At 65.8% G+C, this 15,515-nt stretch carries 15 protein-coding genes; 5 read left to right on the top strand and 10 right to left on the bottom strand.

Annotated elements, in window-relative coordinates:
• Positions 1–3: 3 nt before the first annotated feature.
• The 5 genes from ACOGJB_RS00630 to ACOGJB_RS00610 all read right to left on the bottom strand — a co-directional run bounded on the left by ACOGJB_RS00630 (position 4) and on the right by ACOGJB_RS00610 (position 3,716).
• The gene (locus ACOGJB_RS00630; RefSeq protein ID WP_419840789.1) at positions 4–297 is read right to left on the bottom strand and encodes a type II toxin-antitoxin system PemK/MazF family toxin; all 294 of its coding nucleotides are present in this window, start codon (positions 295–297) and stop codon (positions 4–6) included.
• Between the two features lie 11 nt (positions 298–308).
• Positions 309–518, bottom strand: coding sequence for a type II toxin-antitoxin system CcdA family antitoxin (locus ACOGJB_RS00625; protein ID WP_419838907.1), 210 nt, complete (start codon positions 516–518; stop codon positions 309–311).
• Between the two features lie 190 nt (positions 519–708).
• Positions 709–1,392: a VOC family protein gene (locus ACOGJB_RS00620; protein ID WP_419838906.1), complete on the bottom strand. Its 684-nt coding sequence runs from the start codon at positions 1,390–1,392 to the stop codon at positions 709–711.
• A gap of 74 nt (positions 1,393–1,466) precedes the next feature.
• Positions 1,467–2,477 (bottom strand): LLM class flavin-dependent oxidoreductase, encoded by a 1,011-nt coding sequence (locus ACOGJB_RS00615; RefSeq protein WP_419838905.1) that lies wholly within the window; start codon positions 2,475–2,477, stop codon positions 1,467–1,469.
• Between the two features lie 54 nt (positions 2,478–2,531).
• Positions 2,532–3,716 (bottom strand): NAD(P)/FAD-dependent oxidoreductase, encoded by a 1,185-nt coding sequence (locus ACOGJB_RS00610; protein ID WP_419838904.1) that lies wholly within the window; start codon positions 3,714–3,716, stop codon positions 2,532–2,534.
• 180 nt (positions 3,717–3,896) lie between these two features.
• Between ACOGJB_RS00610 and ACOGJB_RS00605 the strand changes: the two genes are divergently transcribed.
• The 5 genes from ACOGJB_RS00605 to ACOGJB_RS00585 all read left to right on the top strand — a co-directional run bounded on the left by ACOGJB_RS00605 (position 3,897) and on the right by ACOGJB_RS00585 (position 9,803).
• Complete coding sequence (locus ACOGJB_RS00605) at positions 3,897–4,667, top strand: glucose 1-dehydrogenase (RefSeq protein ID WP_419838903.1); 771 nt, start codon at positions 3,897–3,899, stop codon at positions 4,665–4,667.
• Between the two features lie 121 nt (positions 4,668–4,788).
• Positions 4,789–7,134, top strand: a complete 2,346-nt coding sequence (locus tag ACOGJB_RS00600) for a CoA transferase (RefSeq protein ID WP_419838902.1) — start codon at positions 4,789–4,791, stop codon at positions 7,132–7,134.
• Positions 7,131–7,703: an O-acetyl-ADP-ribose deacetylase gene (locus ACOGJB_RS00595; protein ID WP_419838901.1), complete on the top strand. Its 573-nt coding sequence runs from the start codon at positions 7,131–7,133 to the stop codon at positions 7,701–7,703. The genes ACOGJB_RS00600 and ACOGJB_RS00595 overlap by 4 nt, the downstream gene beginning before the upstream one ends.
• A 103-nt stretch (positions 7,704–7,806) precedes the next feature.
• The gene (locus ACOGJB_RS00590) at positions 7,807–9,357 is read left to right on the top strand and encodes a copper resistance protein CopC (RefSeq protein ID WP_419838900.1); all 1,551 of its coding nucleotides are present in this window, start codon (positions 7,807–7,809) and stop codon (positions 9,355–9,357) included.
• Positions 9,354–9,803, top strand: coding sequence for a c-type cytochrome (locus ACOGJB_RS00585; RefSeq protein ID WP_419838899.1), 450 nt, complete (start codon positions 9,354–9,356; stop codon positions 9,801–9,803). The genes ACOGJB_RS00590 and ACOGJB_RS00585 overlap by 4 nt, the downstream gene beginning before the upstream one ends.
• Before the next feature lie 122 nt (positions 9,804–9,925).
• Here ACOGJB_RS00585 and ACOGJB_RS00580 read toward each other — a convergent pair whose 3' ends face one another.
• From ACOGJB_RS00580 to ACOGJB_RS00560, 5 genes are all read right to left on the bottom strand, one after another.
• Positions 9,926–10,969 carry an ester cyclase gene (locus ACOGJB_RS00580; protein WP_419838898.1) on the bottom strand — a complete coding sequence of 348 codons (1,044 nt, stop codon included), beginning with the start codon at positions 10,967–10,969 and terminating at the stop codon, positions 9,926–9,928.
• A gap of 109 nt (positions 10,970–11,078) precedes the next feature.
• Complete coding sequence (locus ACOGJB_RS00575; protein ID WP_419838897.1) at positions 11,079–12,284, bottom strand: ABC transporter ATP-binding protein; 1,206 nt, start codon at positions 12,282–12,284, stop codon at positions 11,079–11,081.
• Positions 12,285–12,300: 16 nt separating this feature from the next.
• Positions 12,301–13,377, bottom strand: a complete 1,077-nt coding sequence (locus tag ACOGJB_RS00570; RefSeq protein ID WP_419838896.1) for an ester cyclase — start codon at positions 13,375–13,377, stop codon at positions 12,301–12,303.
• A 3-nt stretch (positions 13,378–13,380) separates the two neighbouring features.
• Positions 13,381–14,472, bottom strand: a complete 1,092-nt coding sequence (locus tag ACOGJB_RS00565) for a carbohydrate ABC transporter permease (RefSeq protein WP_419838895.1) — start codon at positions 14,470–14,472, stop codon at positions 13,381–13,383.
• A gap of 33 nt (positions 14,473–14,505) precedes the next feature.
• Positions 14,506–15,372, bottom strand: a complete 867-nt coding sequence (locus ACOGJB_RS00560; protein ID WP_419838894.1) for a carbohydrate ABC transporter permease — start codon at positions 15,370–15,372, stop codon at positions 14,506–14,508.
• Positions 15,373–15,515 lie beyond the last annotated feature (143 nt).

The following is a 15,515-nucleotide window of genomic DNA, read 5'->3' as shown; positions in this document are numbered from 1 at the left end:
CCCTCAACAACCCAATGCGTAAGAAATTGCCCGACAGACAGACCACATGGTCGTAGACCCCAATTCGCCGAGGCATTCGCCCAGCGAAGCCCGCCGGACGGTATGCAGGCCATCGCAATTGATGACGGACTCAGACGGAAGGTCGACCTCGGTGACGTCGAGCGGAACCTCAACAGCGAGTCCTCGAATCGTCGTAGTTATTTCGGCAACCGTCACTAGCTCACGCACACCGATGACCTCTGGGCGCGTCAGCACGAGCACCGGTCGCCTCTTGGCGCCCACGCCAGCCCACCTCACCTCGCCCCGGTTCACTCGTTACCCCACGCCTCGGCGTCGTCCCAAAACTCGTCGGGTTCTTCCGGGATTCGTTCATAGGCCGCACGATCAGACTCGCCGAGGGCTCGTTTCACGGCGGCTGCCACGCCTTCTCGCGCAGCGGCGGAGATGTTGACGCTCAGGTGGTGAGCCTGCTCAGCCAGCTCGCGGTCCAACGTGAACGTCGTCCTCGTTGTTGCCATTACACTGTTATATCATCTAGTGCTAGCATAGTTGTATAGCAACCGAGATGACCCGTGCCATGAACGCGTCGATGGCGCCCGTCCAGACGGCTCCAGCCGGGCCGAGTTGCTCCCCATCCGAGCCAGTTCGGTTGGCAGCGGACCGGCTGCCGCCGGACGATTGCGATGGGAGAACAGGCGCACCCAGTGCTCAGTCGGCGGTCACTGGTGGGGTCGTCTCGCTCATGCGGTCCCACACCACCTGGTCCGGCAGGCTCATGACCATGTCGTAGTGGTCTTCGGGCATGAGCCGCGGCATGCCGGTATCGGACGACGGCTGCGAAACAGGCTCAGCGGGACGGATGTAGTCCGCCGGGTTCTTCAGCCGTTCGAGCTCGGACCCGGAGATACCGCAAAGGTCTTGTACCTCGGGGTCCACCCACTGCTCCGCGGGAATAGCCGACCCGCACGCCACCTCGAGCGCCAACCCCTCGGGGCCGGCGAAGTAGACGGACTGGATGAAGCCGTGGTCGATCGGCCCGAACACCTGCACGCCACGATCACGGATGCGATCCCGCAGCGCCATCAGGTCTTCGAACGTGTCGACGTTGAAGGCGACGTGCTGCATGGTGCCAGCGGTGACCGGCTCGCCGGGCCCGCCCGCGTGAGTGACGCCCAGCTCGATGTCCTTGGCGTTGTCGGGATGCTGCACGAACGCCACGTAGCTGTCGGGCGCCAGCTCCACGAAACCGTGATAAGTGCCGTCCACGCCGTGCATCCAGTACAGGGCCTTCAGCGGCAAACCCAGCACGTCGCACCAGAACTCCAGCTGGCCCTTCATGTCGCGAGTGGAAAGCGCGAGGTGGTTCACGCCGTTGGGATGTAGTGCAGTCATTCGAGCCGCCCCCCAAGTTCAGTTCTCTCGCGACTATATGCCTTGAGGATTCAGGGCAAGCAACCTGAGCGCGCTCAGGAAGTAGCCATCGGCGCAATCACATGCTCGGCGAACAGATCGAATGATCGGTCCACCTCGTAGTTCGTGAGATCACCCCACGCAAACACACCGACGAAGTAGTCGGTGCCTGCCTCCTCGGCGAACCGTTCGCAAACCGAACGGATGGTCTGTGGCGAACCGACCACGACCGCCTCGAAGTGCTTCGCCTTGTCGTAGTCGCCGCCGAGCGTCGGGTCGTTCGGCGGGATCATCTCGTAGCGACGGAACAGCCGAGTCAGGTGCCCGGTGAACGCAACCCACGTCCGGCGCCCGATCTCGTCGGCCTCGTCATCGGTGGGTGCGACGACCAGTCGCCGCAGCCCTCCGATCATCGGCGAGTGGTGGCTGCCGATGCCGTCGTCGCGGAGCAGCTCGTGGTAGCGCGCCGTGCTCCCGGCCACCGCAGCCAGCGGCCCGGCGGCCATCGTGCGCACGCCCATCTCTGCGGCTGTTTCAAGCTGGCCCGGCCGCCACAGCGGCGGGTAGGGCTTTTGGTACGGCTCGAACTCGATCGGCACGTCGCCGAACGAAAAGAACTCGCCTTCGAAGCTGAAATTCCCGTTCGTCTGCATGGCAGCCAGGATCAGCTCGAGCGACTCGTCGGTCTTGGCAATGGCGTCTTCGGGGTCGAGGCCCCACAGCAGGTGCTCGGGGACGCTGATTCCCTTGCCGAAGCCGAACTCCAGCCGGCCCTCGGAGAGCTGGTCGAGCATGCACAGTTCCTCGGCCAGCCGGATCGGGTGGTAGAAGGGAAGCAGGTGCACCAGCGAGCAGATGCGGATGCGGCTCGTGCGCTCGATCGCTGCAGCGAGGTACACGTTGATGCTGGGTGCAGCGTCGAGCGGAATCAAGTGGTGCTCGGACTTGTGCCAACCCCACACGCCCGCCTCTTCGGCTCGTACGAGCAGGTCCAGCCGGTGCCGGTACAGCTCGTGCCACGGCACGTCTCCCGGCTGTTCCAACTGATCGAAGATGCCGAAGCGCACGGAGCGAGAGTACTTGCGCGCCGCCCGATCGGCTGAGCCGACGTGCGCCGGCGCTCAGATGATGGCGCTCTCGACGAACGGCCGACCCTCGACGATGCGCCGATAACCCAGCGGCGTCAGGTCCAGCGTGCGGTACTCGCCATAGGCGATCCACTCCGAGACTGCACGGCCGATGGCCGGCGATTGCTGCATGCCATGCCCGGAGAATCCGTTGGCGAAGATGAAGTTCGCTATCTCGTGGTGGGGTCCGACCACGACATTGTGATCGAGCGTGTTGTAGGCGTAGTGACCCGCCCACTGGCTGGTGACCTTGAGGCGTTCGAATGCCGGCACTCGGTGCACCAGCGCCGGCCACACCTTGTCCTCGAAGATGTCGTGGTCCATGGCGAAGTCGTCGTAGTCGACGGCGGGGTCGATGCCTGGTGTGCAGCCGCACATGTAGGCGTCACCGTCGCTGCGCATGTGGACGCCGGTGGGATCGATGGTGAGCGGCAGAGCGCGGTCGAGAGGCTCGGCGGCTTCGAAGATGTACGTGTAGCGCTTGCGCGGCTCGACCGGCAGGTCGGCGCCGACCATCCGAGCCACCTCGATCGCACGCGGGCCTGCCGCATTCACCAGCGTTTCGCACCGCACCGTCTCGCCGGACCCCAGCACCGCAGCCTCGACCCGCCCCTCAACTACGACCAGATCAGCAACCTCGGCAGTCACGTATTCGACGCCGTTTTGGCGGGCCTTGCGCCTCCACCAGTCGAACATGGTGCCCGAGTCGAAATAGCCCTCATCAACGAGATTGTGGCTGCCGCACACGATGTCGTCGACGTTGTAGAAGGGGTAGGCGGCCTTGATCTCGGCGGGGCTCATAATGCGGGTGCCTGCGCCGAGCTCAGCCTGAATTGCCTGATTGGAGCGCAGGGTCGCCGCGAAGTCGTCATCGCCGGCGAGGTACATGTAGCCGAAGTGGTGCACGAACAGGTCGGGGACCTCAGGATCGCCGCCGAGACGCTCCCGAAAGTTGCGCACGAAGTCAGCCCCGAATCGGGAGATCTCAACGTTGAGCGGGTTAGAAAACTGCTGGCGCATGCAGCTGTTGGTCAGCGATGTCGAGGCTTGCGCGTAGGTGGGGTCGCGCTCGACCACCAGCACGGTGCCGTCGAAGCCGTCGTCGGCCGACAGCGCCCAGGCAATCGACGAACCAATTACGGCACCTCCCACGATCACAACGTCGTAGCTGTCGTTCATCAATCACCGTTCTGTCGCAGAATCCGGTCCCGAGCCGGCCCTCGAAGACCCAAGCCGATCGCCAAAGATGATGGCAGTCCTCGCTTCCGCCAGAAGGCACAGCGGCCGTACCGCCTCGAACGGGCGCGGGAGTCGGGGACAATGGCCCACAGAGACTGCGTCAGTTCAGGGAGGATTTCCATGAGGCTGCAGGGCAAGGTGGCGTTGATCACAGGAACGGGCAGTGGCATTGGGCGGGCGACGGCTCTGCGATTCGCTGCGGAGGGCGCTCGCATCGTCGCCGTCGACATCGCTGCGTCCAACGACGACACCGTGGCGGAGGTACGGGCCGCAGGCGGCGAGGCCATCGCTGTACGTGCCGATGTGTCTGCGGAATCGGACATCGCAGCCGCCTTCGGTCGCGCCGAGGACGAGTACGGCGGACTTGACGTGGCCTTCAACAACGCCGGGATCATGCTCGATGACGACACCGACGCCGTAGCGACCACCGACGAGACGCTCAAGCGCACGTTCGAGGTCAACGTGAAAGGCGTGCTGTACGGCTGCAAGTACGCCGTGAAAGCGATGCGGCGCCGCGGCGGCGGATCGATCATCAACACCGCATCGTTTGTCGCGTCGGTCGGCGCTGCCACGCCGCAGATCGCCTACACCGCCTCCAAGGGCGCCGTGCTGTCGCTGACCCGGGAACTCGCGGTCGTCCACGCTCGCGAGAACATCCGCGTCAATGCCCTCTCCCCCGGGCCGCTGCGCACCGAGATGCTGATGTCGTTCCTCGACACACCCGAGAAGAAACAGCGCCGTCTGGTCCATGTGCCGATGGGCCGATTCGGCGAAGCAGACGAGATGGCGGCAGCCGCCCTGTTCCTGGCATCAGACGACTCTTCCTACATGACCGGCGCGAACCTCCAGATCGACGGAGGCCTGACCGCCGCCTACGTCACTCCCGAGTAGCGCCGCCTGGAGCTCGGGCGCTTCGCATCGCTCGCTGGCCGTTCGGCGTCCAGCACTAGTGTCCGGTCGCAGGAGCAGCGGCAACGCGAAGTCGCCGCAGGATCGACGCCTGGGGGGCGGGATGCTTGGTCCATATCGGGTGCTGGATCTCACCGACGAACGGTGCTGGTTCGCCGGCAATCTGCTGGCCCAGCTCGGCGCCGATGTCGTGCTCGTGGAGCCTCCGGGGGGGTGGCCGCGTGGCTATGCCCACGACGCCTACAACCGCGGCAAACGGTCGGTCGTAGCGGCTGACGCCGACGAGGTGGCCGACCTCGCCGCCGGAGCCGACATCGTGCTGCACAACGACGCCACACCGTTTGTGCTTGACCTCGGGGCCTTGCGCGAGGCGAACGAGCAGCTCATCACCGTGCACATCACTCCCTGGGGCGAGACCGGGCCGAAAGCCGACTGGAAGGCGACCGACCTGACCCTGTTCGCATCCAGCGGCCAGCTGGCGGTGACCGGCGACAGCGACCGGCCCCCAGTGCGCATCAGCATCGCCCAAGCGTGGCTCCACGCCAGCGCCCAGGCTGCCGTCGCAGCGCTCGTGGCGCTCGAGCACCGGGCCCGTTCCGGACGAGGCCAGCACGTGGACCTGTCCACCCAACAGGCAGTCTGCGAGACGGCTCTGTCAGCGATCCTCTACGCGCCCGCCGGCTTGGAAGAGGTGCAACGCGAGGCAGGCGGCGTGCGCTTCGGCGCGCTCATGCTCCGCACGATCTACCCGTGCAAGGACGGCTACATGATCGTCACCGTCGCCTTCGGTCCGATGATCGGCCCGATGGTGCGCCGATTCCTGGCATGGATGAACGAAGAAGGCTTCTGCGACGACGAGACACTCAACAAGGACTGGGTGAACTTCGCATTGCAGCTGCAGAGCGGCGAAGAGACCATCGACGTCATCGAAGGCGTAATGGCGGACATCGCCCGCTTCTGCCTCACGAAGACGAAGGCCGAGATGATCGAGCGGGGCCTGCGCGAGTCGCTGCTCGTCTGCCCGGTCAACACCCTCCAGGACGTGCTCGACAGCCCGCAGCTTGCCGCACGCGAGTTCTGGGACGACGTCGACGGCATCCAGCTTCCGGGGCGATTCGTGCTGGCCGATCGCACGCCCCTGCAGCCCCTCGGTCCGCCACCCGAAGCGGGCGCTCACACAGAGGAGCTGCGGGCCGACTCCGGCGCAGGCCTGCCATCACCGCCGGAGCCGCTGCCCGACGGCGCCCGCTCGGACAAGCCCCTGGCCGGCCTCAAGGTCGCCGATCTGGCCTGGGTTGCCGCCGCTCCCCTGGCAACGAAGATCCTGGCGCATTGGGGCGCCACCGTCGTGCGCGTCGAGACCCAGAACCGACCATGCCTGCTGCGAGGCGCCCTCGGCCATCGAGACGACGTGGCAGACCAGGAGAATGCCATCGCCTGGCATTCTGCGAACGCCAACAAGATGACGATCTCGCTTGATCTGTCCAAGCCCGAGGCTCGTGAGGTCGTGCGTGATCTCGTCGCATGGGCCGACGTGGCCATCGAGTCGTTCACGCCCGGCACGATGGCCGCCTGGGGACTCGGCTACGACGATCTCCGGCAGATCAACGCCGGCCTGATCATGGTGTCGAGCTGCGTGATGGGCCAGAGCGGCCCGCACCGCGACTTCGCCGGCTTCGGCAACATGGCTGCCTCCGTCGCCGGGTTCTTCGACATCACTGGCTGGGACGACCGAGGACCGGCCGGCCCGTACCTTGCCTACACCGACTACTGCTCGCCCAGATTCACGGTGTGCGCCCTGCTCGCCGCCCTCGACCACCGCCGCCGCACAGGCGAAGGTCAGCACCTGGACTTCTCCCAGATGGAGGCAGCGGTGCACCTGCTGGCGCCCGCCATCGCCGAGATGCAGGCCACCGGCATGAGACGGACCCGGCGCGGCAACGCCGACGACCACATGGTGCCCCACGGCGTGTACCCGGCTGCCGGCGATGACCAGTGGATCGCCATTGCGATCGAGGACGATGACCAGTGGCAGTCACTGGCGATCGAGATGCGCCGGGAGGATCTCGCCGATCTCGACCAATCCGCCCGCCGGACCCGCCAAGACGAGCTTGACGAGATCATCAGCGCCTTCACCGCCCGCCAGAACGGTTCGGGTCTCATGCATCGCCTCCAGGCGCACGGCGTTCCCGCTCACTACGTCCAGAACTCGGGAGCCTGCATCGACGATCCGCAGCTCGCCCATCGTGGACACTTCCAATGGGCGCCCCACCAATACGCCCGCCGCGCAGTGATCGACGCCGTGCCGTACACACTGTCGGAAGCCCACAGCGGCTTCGACTGGGCCGGGCCCACCTACGGCGAGCACACCTTCGAGATTCTCGGCGACATCCTCGGCTACGACGCCGACCGCATCGCCGAGCTGGCTGTCGCCGAAGCCCTCGAATGAGCGGCAGCGGAACAACTGCCGATGCCGGAGCTGACTTCGGGCGAGGCAATCAAGTGAAAGGGGCGCACCAGAGCCCGCGGCTGGAGGCGGCGCTCGGCGACATCACCGTCGAGCAGGTTGATGCCGTCGTGAATGCCGCCAATGAGACTCTGTTGGGCGGGGGCGGCGTAGACGGCGCCATCCACCGGGCCGCGGGGCCTGAGTTGCTCGCACACTGCTGCACCCTCGGCGGCTGCCCGACCGGTCAGGCCAAGGTCACGCCGGGATTCGGGCTGCCCGCCCGCTGGGTCATCCATACCGTCGGGCCGATCTGGCACGGCGGCCACCACGGCGAAGCCGAGCTGCTGGCCTCGTGCTACCGGGAGTCACTGGCCCGCGCCGGTGAAGTAAGCGCCCGTTCAGTCGCCTTTCCTGCCATTTCCACCGGTGTGTACGGCTATCCCTTCGAGCCCGCCACGCAGATCGCCGTGGAAACTGCGCGAAGCACGCCCACTGACGTCGCATCGATCCGTTTCGTCTGCTTCAACGACAGGGTCCTGAGCGCTTACCAAGCGGCTCTGGCTGATTGATGCCGAATGGCATCGCATTCTGCGAGCGTTCACAGCAGATTGCCAGTTTCTGCGACAAGATTCGAACTCGGTGCGCCTGAGATCGCTGTGCTTGAGAGTCGTCATGTTGGCACTGGCTTTCGGAGCCGCGCTTGCGCTCGTCATACAGGCGCCAGCGGCTGCTCACACGGGCCTGGATACTTCGCAACCGGCTGACGGCGAAACCGCCGACGATCCCGTCTCGCAGATCTCGCTCACGTTCAACCGTCCGGTCGAACCGGCCGGGAGCGGTGTCGCCGTGTTCGACGAGCACGGCGATGAACGCCGTCCTGCCTCGCTGAACTCTGCCGACAGGCAGACTTGGCTGCTGAACTTCGAACCGCCTTTGTCTGGCGGGCAGTTCGAGGTTTCGTGGCGGGTCGTGGCCGAGGACGGCCACGTCGTCGAAGGTTCATTTGGGTTCACGGTGGCTGGGAGTCCCGACCCCTCAGCGGCATCGACTGGGGAGGCGAGCAATGCGTCCGACAGGGAGTTCCCCGACGAAACCGCCGACTCTGCGGAGGGGGTTCGCTCAGCCGGTGACGGCGCGTCTGCAAGCTCAACCGGCTCTGCCCGCGACGACGATCCACGCCCGCCGACGATGACTGTGGCTGACCCGCCGTCGGTGCCCGACACTGCGGAGAACGCGTTCTCGACTACTTCGATGACGAACGCGGCTGCGGAAGATCTCGGTGGAGCAGAACGCACCGCGACATCGCAGGCACTGCACCGCAGCTCAGGAGCGACCGGCGCACAGAGGTTCGCGGACTCGATGCGGGTCTTGGGCCTGTTGGCGACGTTGATCATCGTGGGCGGGTTCGCGTTCATGGCATTCGTCGTACGCGACGAGCCGCTCGAGCGGGCCCGCTTGCGGGCGTGGGTTCGCTACGGCGGACTCCTGCTCGGGGCCAGCGCAATTGTCGCGGTGCTGACCCAGGCCGCCATCGTCAACGACGACTGGTCTGCGATCTGGACGGTCGATGCGATCACCGGAGTTCTCGGGACGCAATTCGGTCTAGCCGCATGTCTACGGCTGGTCGGCGGCCTCGCTGTGTTCACGGCATCGCGTCACGAAGCACCGCATCCCGACAGGTCCGTACTGGCGGCGGTCGGGATCGTCGGCGCCGTCGGGATTGTTGCGGCGTATTCCCTTGACGGTCATACAGTCACCGAGGGACCGAGGTGGTTGCACACGGTGGCCAACCTGGCCCACGTGAGCGCTGCCGGCGTGTGGAGCGGCGGTCTGGTGATGCTCGCCAGCGTCGTCCGGCGTCGTCGCCGCAGCCGCGAAGTGATCCGGTACCTGGTGCGCTTTTCTCAGTTGGCATCCGTTTCGTTTGTGCTTGCGGGCGTTGCCGGCACGGTCATGGCAGTGCTCGTAATGGACCAACTTTCCGACCTATGGTCAAGTGCGTGGGGCCGCCTGCTGCTCGCAAAGATCGCCCTCGTGGCCGTCGCCGCAGCCTTGGGGATGCGCAACCGCTGGGTCCATATGCCCGTCGCAGCGCGAATCGCTGCCCAATCGGCCGAGGATCCGGTACACGAGCGATTGTTCCGAACTGTGGCCACTGAGGCCGTGCTGCTTGGATGCGTCGGCGTCGTCACGGCCTTTCTCGTGGGAGCATCTGTACTGTGACCGGAAGTACAACCGGGCTTCGGATCGCCGTGGCGATATTTGTCACCTGCGTGATAACCGCAGCCTGCGGTGCCGATACCAGCGAAGCCGGCGACACGTCGGCTACCGAGCCGCCCCCCGCACAGACCGCTGAGGTGACGGCTCCCACGAGCACTGCTACTGCGCTGGTTATTCCCGACGGAGCTGCGGTGTACCAGCAGTACTGCGCCGAGTGTCACGGGGTCGACCTGCGCGGCACTGACAAGGGCCCGTCGCAGCTCTCCATCATCTACGAACCCAACCACCACGGCGACTTCGCATACCGGGCGGCGATCCGTGAGGGCACTCGAGAACACCACTGGTGGTTCGGCGACATGCCGCCTGTCGAAGGCATCTCCGATCTCGAGATCGAGAAGGTGATCAGCTTCATCCGCACCGAGCAGGAACGTCTCGGGTTCGAGCAGTAGGGGCTCTGTGCGCGCGGGAGCCGCCGAGTTGTGTGGTCGATGCAGGAGAGATGCGATGCAGTGGCGGTGGCAGAGGCGGTTTGCTCTGCGGCCAGGTCGATGCCGGGCAGCGCACTGGCCGGCTACCTAGCGGCGAGTTCGGACATCCGCGCCAGCACGTCGACGCCGATCTGGTCGTAGACGTGCAACAGGTCGATCAGCACCCAGTTCTCCCGGATCTTGCGCTCGACCGAGCCATCGGGCATCTCCCGGCGCTCGATGCGCCAGAAGTCCAGGCTGCGCATCGTGATCTGCTGGCCAGAGGTCGCTATGCCGAGCCATCCGTCGCCCGTCAGCGTCATGGCCATGCCCGGCCACCCGGTGACGCCGACGTAGGCACCGTCGCCGAAGAAGTGCCCGTCGCCGGCGTAGCCGCCGCGCCGGTCCGGCATCGCCCGGAGGAACGGGATCTGGTGAAATCGGCGGAACCCGTCCACGCCGCGACCGGTGCCGATGCCGTGCGGCCCGTACCAGCTGAACCTCGGATGCCACCAGCGCTCAAGGCGCATCGCCTCGGCGGGTTCCCGCGGGTGGCGCCCCATGTCGGAGAGCATGCCGATGACGTGATCGACGCTCGCCTGCGATTCCGCTGCGTCGCGAGGCCCGGCAGCGAGACCGTCGCCGGTCGCCGGCGAGGGCACCAGCCAGTCTCGTCCGAGGCTCGGCGTCATCGGCCAGACGCCTGCGTGCATCATGACCTCCGGCAGGTCCCAGACGGCCTGCATCTCGACGATCCGCTGATCCTCGAACCGGAAGAACTCGTGATACCGCATCGCCGCAGGTCGACCTGTGGCCGGGATGCCCAGCCACGAGCCGGTGAACGTTCCCATGTATGAGCCCGCGCATCCGACCCAGTGCTGACCGCCGGGGTCCGCTCCGGCGATGACGATGTACTCGCGCCGCTCGATGTCGGGCCAGGCCGCTGCCAGCGGAGCGAATGCCTCGATGTAGAGACCGTCCGGCCCGGCGAGGTCTTCGAACGGATGGGTGAGCCGCGCGGCTGCGTCGGGTGCGAACACACGGCGCAGCTCCGCCCGCACGCTTGCCGGGTGGTAGTCGTACAGCGCGGCGCGCAAGGGCCGCAGCAACGCTTGGTGGCCGCGGTGCAGATCGTCGGTGGAACTCATGTCGTCACAAGGTGCGCTGATGACTCGACCTCCCCCATGCGATGCCTGCTGCTTCGCACTCTGGCTGGCTGCGTCACCGGCTCTTCGGGCCCCCGCTGCATCATCGGGTTCAGGTGCCGATGGCCAGGTGGCTCTGGCGGTCGAAGAAGTGCAGATTCCGGACATCTACGTTCACTCGAATGCGCTCGCCCACCCGAACCCGGGTCTCGGCTGCAAAACGGGCAGTGCAGCGTCCTGTGTCCCGCATCTCGTCCAGTGCATCTGGATCACCGCTCTCTACTCCCTGCGCGTCGAGGTTGAAGTGAACCAACGTCTCTGCACCGAGCGCCTCGCGGACTCCGACGACCGCATCGAGACGCTGATCGTCGGGGTGCTCCGTGGCCACTGCGGCATCCTCGAGGTGTTCGGGCCGGATGCCCACCACGACCGGCTGGTCGAGATAGCCGGCCAAGGCCGACTGCGCTGCGACCACCGATGCCGGAACGGCCAGACGCTGATCCCCGAGCGTGAGCACACAGTCGCCGTCCGCCTCAGTGCCATCCGACCCGCCGCGGCCAGACTCGAGGCTGCGCGACAGGGTTGCTTCGTACAGGTTCATTGAAGGCGAGCCGATGAATGCCGCAACGAACGCATTGGCAGGATGGGCGTAGAGATCCTCAGGAGAGTCCACCTGCTGCAGCACGCCGTCCTTGATGACTGCCACCCTGTCCCCCATGGTCATGGCCTCAACCTGGTCATGGGTCACGTAGAACGTCGTGACACCGAATTCCCGTTGAATGCTGGCGATGTCGGCTCGCATCTGCACACGCAGCTTGGCGTCAAGGTTCGACAACGGCTCATCCATCAGGAACAGCTCAGGCCGCCGCACGATGGCACGCCCCATCGCCACCCGCTGGCGCTGGCCGCCCGAGAGCTGCGCCGGCTTGCGCTCGAGGTAGTCCGTCAGCTCCAGCACGCGTGCGGCGCTGCGCACTTGCTCACTTCGCTCGGCCTTGCGCACTTTGCGCAGCTTCAGCGGGAAGCCGATGTTCTCAGCGACGGTCATCTGCGGGTACAGCGCATAGTTCTGGAAGACCATCGCGATGTCGCGGTCCTTGGGCGCGACGTCGTTCAGCCGCCTCTCGCCCACGAACAGATCGCCCCCGGTGATCTTCTCCAAGCCGGCGATCATGCGCAGCGCCGTGGACTTGCCGCAGCCGCTCGGACCCACCAGCACCAAGAACTCCCCGTCGGCAAGGGTCAGGCTGAGATCGGTGACCGCCTCGAAGCCGTTCGGGTACACCTTCGTCAGACCGCTCAGTGTGACGGTGGCCATGTGGCGCCCTCCATCGTCAGAACTCCTCGATTCCCAAGAGCTGGCGCATCCGCTCCAGCGGCTGCAGCCCTTGCTGAGAGAGCCAATGCAGCAAGTCGATGAACACCCAATTGTCGGCCAGCTTGTCGCCCTCGCGCCGATACACGTCTACCACCCGCATCTCCGCCCGGTCGCTGGCGGGCAGGCCCAGGTACCCGCCTCGCGGGCGGTTGGTGACGTTCGCCCAGCCGAACCAGGCCGCGTAGCAGCCCTCGGCAATGCGGGCGACATGGCCGTGGAATTCCTTGTCGCCCAGCCCGAACCGGAACGGGTACGAGTGCTGCTGCTGGTAGCGGTCGATGGTGTAGGACGATCCGATGCCGTCGGGTCCGATCCACAGCATGTCGTCATGCCAGCAGCGAGCGAGCACCTCACGGGGCATGCGGTCCGAGCCTTGGTCGCCGGCGATCCGGTTTGCCTCGTCGAGGTCGCCCGCCATGCGCCACGCCAGCTCCAGCGTCGCGGCGGTCTCATCAGGGTCCTGCGGCGCGGCGAGGACGCCGTCGGCGGTGCGAGGACCCAAGTAGATGCCCGGCTGTCCCGTAGCAGGCGGCAGCGGGTAGTGGCCTGCCTGTCGCATGATCGCTATCAGGTCCACGAACAGCGCCGACTCGGCGATGCGGTCGCCTTCGACCCGGTTGAACTCGACGTAGCGGACGGGCATCACCCGGCGGGTCGGGGGGATGTCGAGCCACGCCGCATCGAACAGCCCGACGAAGTGCCCCATGGAGCACACCCATGTCGTGGCACCCCCGTCTGCATCGTTGTCTCCGGCCAGGAACACGTCCATGCGCCGCTGCAACGGTGCCATCGCAGCATGCAGCGGCGCCCAGAAGGCCTCGGCCACCGCGTCAGCGCCATGCTGCTCGTAGAAGGGATGCATGCCTCTCCACAAGAAGCCCTCGGCCGTGCTCGATGCCAGTGCGCCGACGATGTCATCGGCAGCGCCGCCCCCGCTGCGGCGCGGATGCGCGAGGACGCCGTCGATTGCACGGTGATAGTCCAAGACCACCGACTTCGCCCGCTGAACGTGTCCATGAATGTTCTCTGCCACAGATCAGCCCTTCACCGCACCCGCACCGAGGCCCTTCACCAAGTGCTTCTGGAACAAGATGATCACGATCACGATCGGCAGCGTGATGGACACCGAGGCCGCCGCTGCTTCGGTAATCGTGCGGCTGCTCTCGCCACCCGTCAGCGAGACGATGGCCACCGGCAGCGTCCACTCCGTGGGGGCAAGCACCCGCACGAAGAGGAACTCGTTGTAGGCCAGCAGCATCGTGAACAGCCCCGTGGCGATGATGGCGGGCCACATCACCGGGATGATCACCTTGCGGAATGCCTGCAGCCGGGTGGCGCCGTCCATCATGGCGGCCTCCTCCAGCTCCTTGGGCACATCCATGAAGAAGCTGCGGAACATCCAGATGGTGAACGGCTGGTTGACCGCCACCAGCGCCAGCACCAGCACGAGGCGGGTGTCGAGCAGCTGCAGCTGGTCGATGAACGGCACATCTATCAGCGGAAAGTCGAAGGTGCCGACGCCGCTGGACTCCAGCCAGTCGTCGATCCACGTGGCGCCGAAAAAGTACGGCAGTACGAATGCGCTTCGAGGAAGTGCCCTGAAACCCAAGGCCACGATGAGGATGACGGCACCTGAGATGCCCGTGAATCGAGCGAGCCCATAGCCGGCCAGCAGCCCGATCGACAGCGAGATCAGCATCGTGAGAATCGTCACTACGATGCTGTTCACCAGGAAGTCGTACTCGTCGTTGGTCTCCCAGATCTTCGGGAATCGCCACATTGCTGCGAGCAGGACGACGCCGGCGCCGCAGAACCACGGCCAGCCGCGCCGCATCCGCTTTCCGATCAACCCGGCCAGCGCAGCGATGAGCCCCGCCGCGGCGATGTAGGCGAGCACCCCCCACATGCCGACGTCGTCGTCGCCCAACCAGAATGCCCGGTAGGCGTTGGCCGTGGTCTCGTATCCCCACAGCACGGGCTCGCGCGCCAGGACGTCCCGCGTGAACTTGACCGATGTCTGCACGGTCCACAGGAACGGCAGCACCGACCAGATGCACAGCACCCCGAGCATGACGTGCAGCGGCACGCGCCGCGCGACGCGGCGGGCCGTGGTGGAGGTGCCGCGCATGTCAGGCGCGCACCGGGTCCAACGCGAGCGCACTCATGTGCGCTCCGAAATCTGGTCCTTGTAGGACCGGTACAAGAATGGGACCAGCACCACGAGAATGCCGATGACGGTCAGCACCGCCATCGCATTGCCCTTGCCCACCCTGCCGATGTCAAACGCTGTTGCGATGCGGACGTTGTACACCTGCAGCGTGTGCGCATCGGTGAAGCGGTTCCCGGTCCACACGAATACTTGGTCGTATATCCGGTACATGTCCATCACCGAGATCAGCCCGACGAACAGCACCAGCGTGCGCAGGTGCGGCAGGACCACATGCCACAGATTGCGCCAGAATCCTGCACCGTCGATGGCCGCCGCCTCGAGCCGTTCGGAAGGGAGCGTCTGCATCCCGGCAAAGAACGTGATCATCGCAAACGGCATGACTGCCCACACCGCCTGGATCACGATGAGATAGCGAACATTGCCTGAAGTGATCTGGAACGGGTCGTCGAAGATCACCTGCCAGAGCCATGCGATCAACCCGCCCCGGTCGAACAGGTCCTTGTACACCAGCGACCCCACGACCGGAGTGACGATGAACGGGGTCAACAGCGCAGCCATGTAGAAGCTGCGCCCGCGCACCACCCGGTCCAGCATCAGCGCCACGGCGAGCCCGAGCACCATCTGAATGGGCACCACCAGCACGACAAACAGCATCGTCCAACGGAACGCGGCCCAGAACTCGGGATCGGTCAGGATGTCGGTGTAGTTCTGCAGCCCGATCCACGTGGGATTCTTGAGATCGCGCAGCAGCAGCCGATGGAAGCCCAGCCAGACGGTCGTCGCCAAGGGCACGACCATGAGCAGCACCATCACCGCGACGCTGGGGACGGTGAAGAACCAGAACGTCCTGCGTTCCACTCAGGTCCCCCTTCGACTCACTCCATGCCCTTGGTTCTGCGAGAAGCCGACAGGCACCGGCAGCCGAGCCTTCCCGCCGTGTTCCCCGCTCCCGCTGCCCTGGGGCGACACCGCAACACGGTGCCGCCCCAGGTACACGGAGG

It is taken from the genome of Candidatus Poriferisodalis sp., from assembly GCF_965208895.1.
In the GTDB taxonomy this organism is placed as follows: Bacteria; Actinomycetota; Acidimicrobiia; order Acidimicrobiales; family Poriferisodalaceae; genus Poriferisodalis.
Note: the sequence above shows the minus strand (reverse complement) of the source record. Positions and strands in the feature narration are given on the sequence as shown.

Bases quoted from the DNA above. Each gene is read 5' to 3' on its own strand.
- ACOGJB_RS00625 (WP_419838907.1), bottom strand. From the start codon at position 518: ATGGCAACAACGAGGACGACGTTCACGTTGGACCGCGAGCTGGCTGAG.
- ACOGJB_RS00620 (WP_419838906.1), bottom strand. From the start codon at position 1,392: ATGACTGCACTACATCCCAACGGCGTGAACCACCTCGCGCTTTCCACT.
- ACOGJB_RS00610 (WP_419838904.1), bottom strand. From the start codon at position 3,716: ATGAACGACAGCTACGACGTTGTGATCGTGGGAGGTGCCGTAATTGGT.
- ACOGJB_RS00605 (WP_419838903.1), top strand. From the start codon at position 3,897: ATGAGGCTGCAGGGCAAGGTGGCGTTGATCACAGGAACGGGCAGTGGC.
- ACOGJB_RS00600 (WP_419838902.1), top strand. From the start codon at position 4,789: ATGCTTGGTCCATATCGGGTGCTGGATCTCACCGACGAACGGTGCTGG.
- ACOGJB_RS00595 (WP_419838901.1), top strand. From the start codon at position 7,131: ATGAGCGGCAGCGGAACAACTGCCGATGCCGGAGCTGACTTCGGGCGA.
- ACOGJB_RS00590 (WP_419838900.1), top strand. From the start codon at position 7,807: ATGTTGGCACTGGCTTTCGGAGCCGCGCTTGCGCTCGTCATACAGGCG.
- ACOGJB_RS00580 (WP_419838898.1), bottom strand. From the start codon at position 10,969: ATGAGTTCCACCGACGATCTGCACCGCGGCCACCAAGCGTTGCTGCGG.
- ACOGJB_RS00575 (WP_419838897.1), bottom strand. From the start codon at position 12,284: ATGGCCACCGTCACACTGAGCGGTCTGACGAAGGTGTACCCGAACGGC.
- ACOGJB_RS00565 (WP_419838895.1), bottom strand. From the start codon at position 14,472: ATGCGCGGCACCTCCACCACGGCCCGCCGCGTCGCGCGGCGCGTGCCG.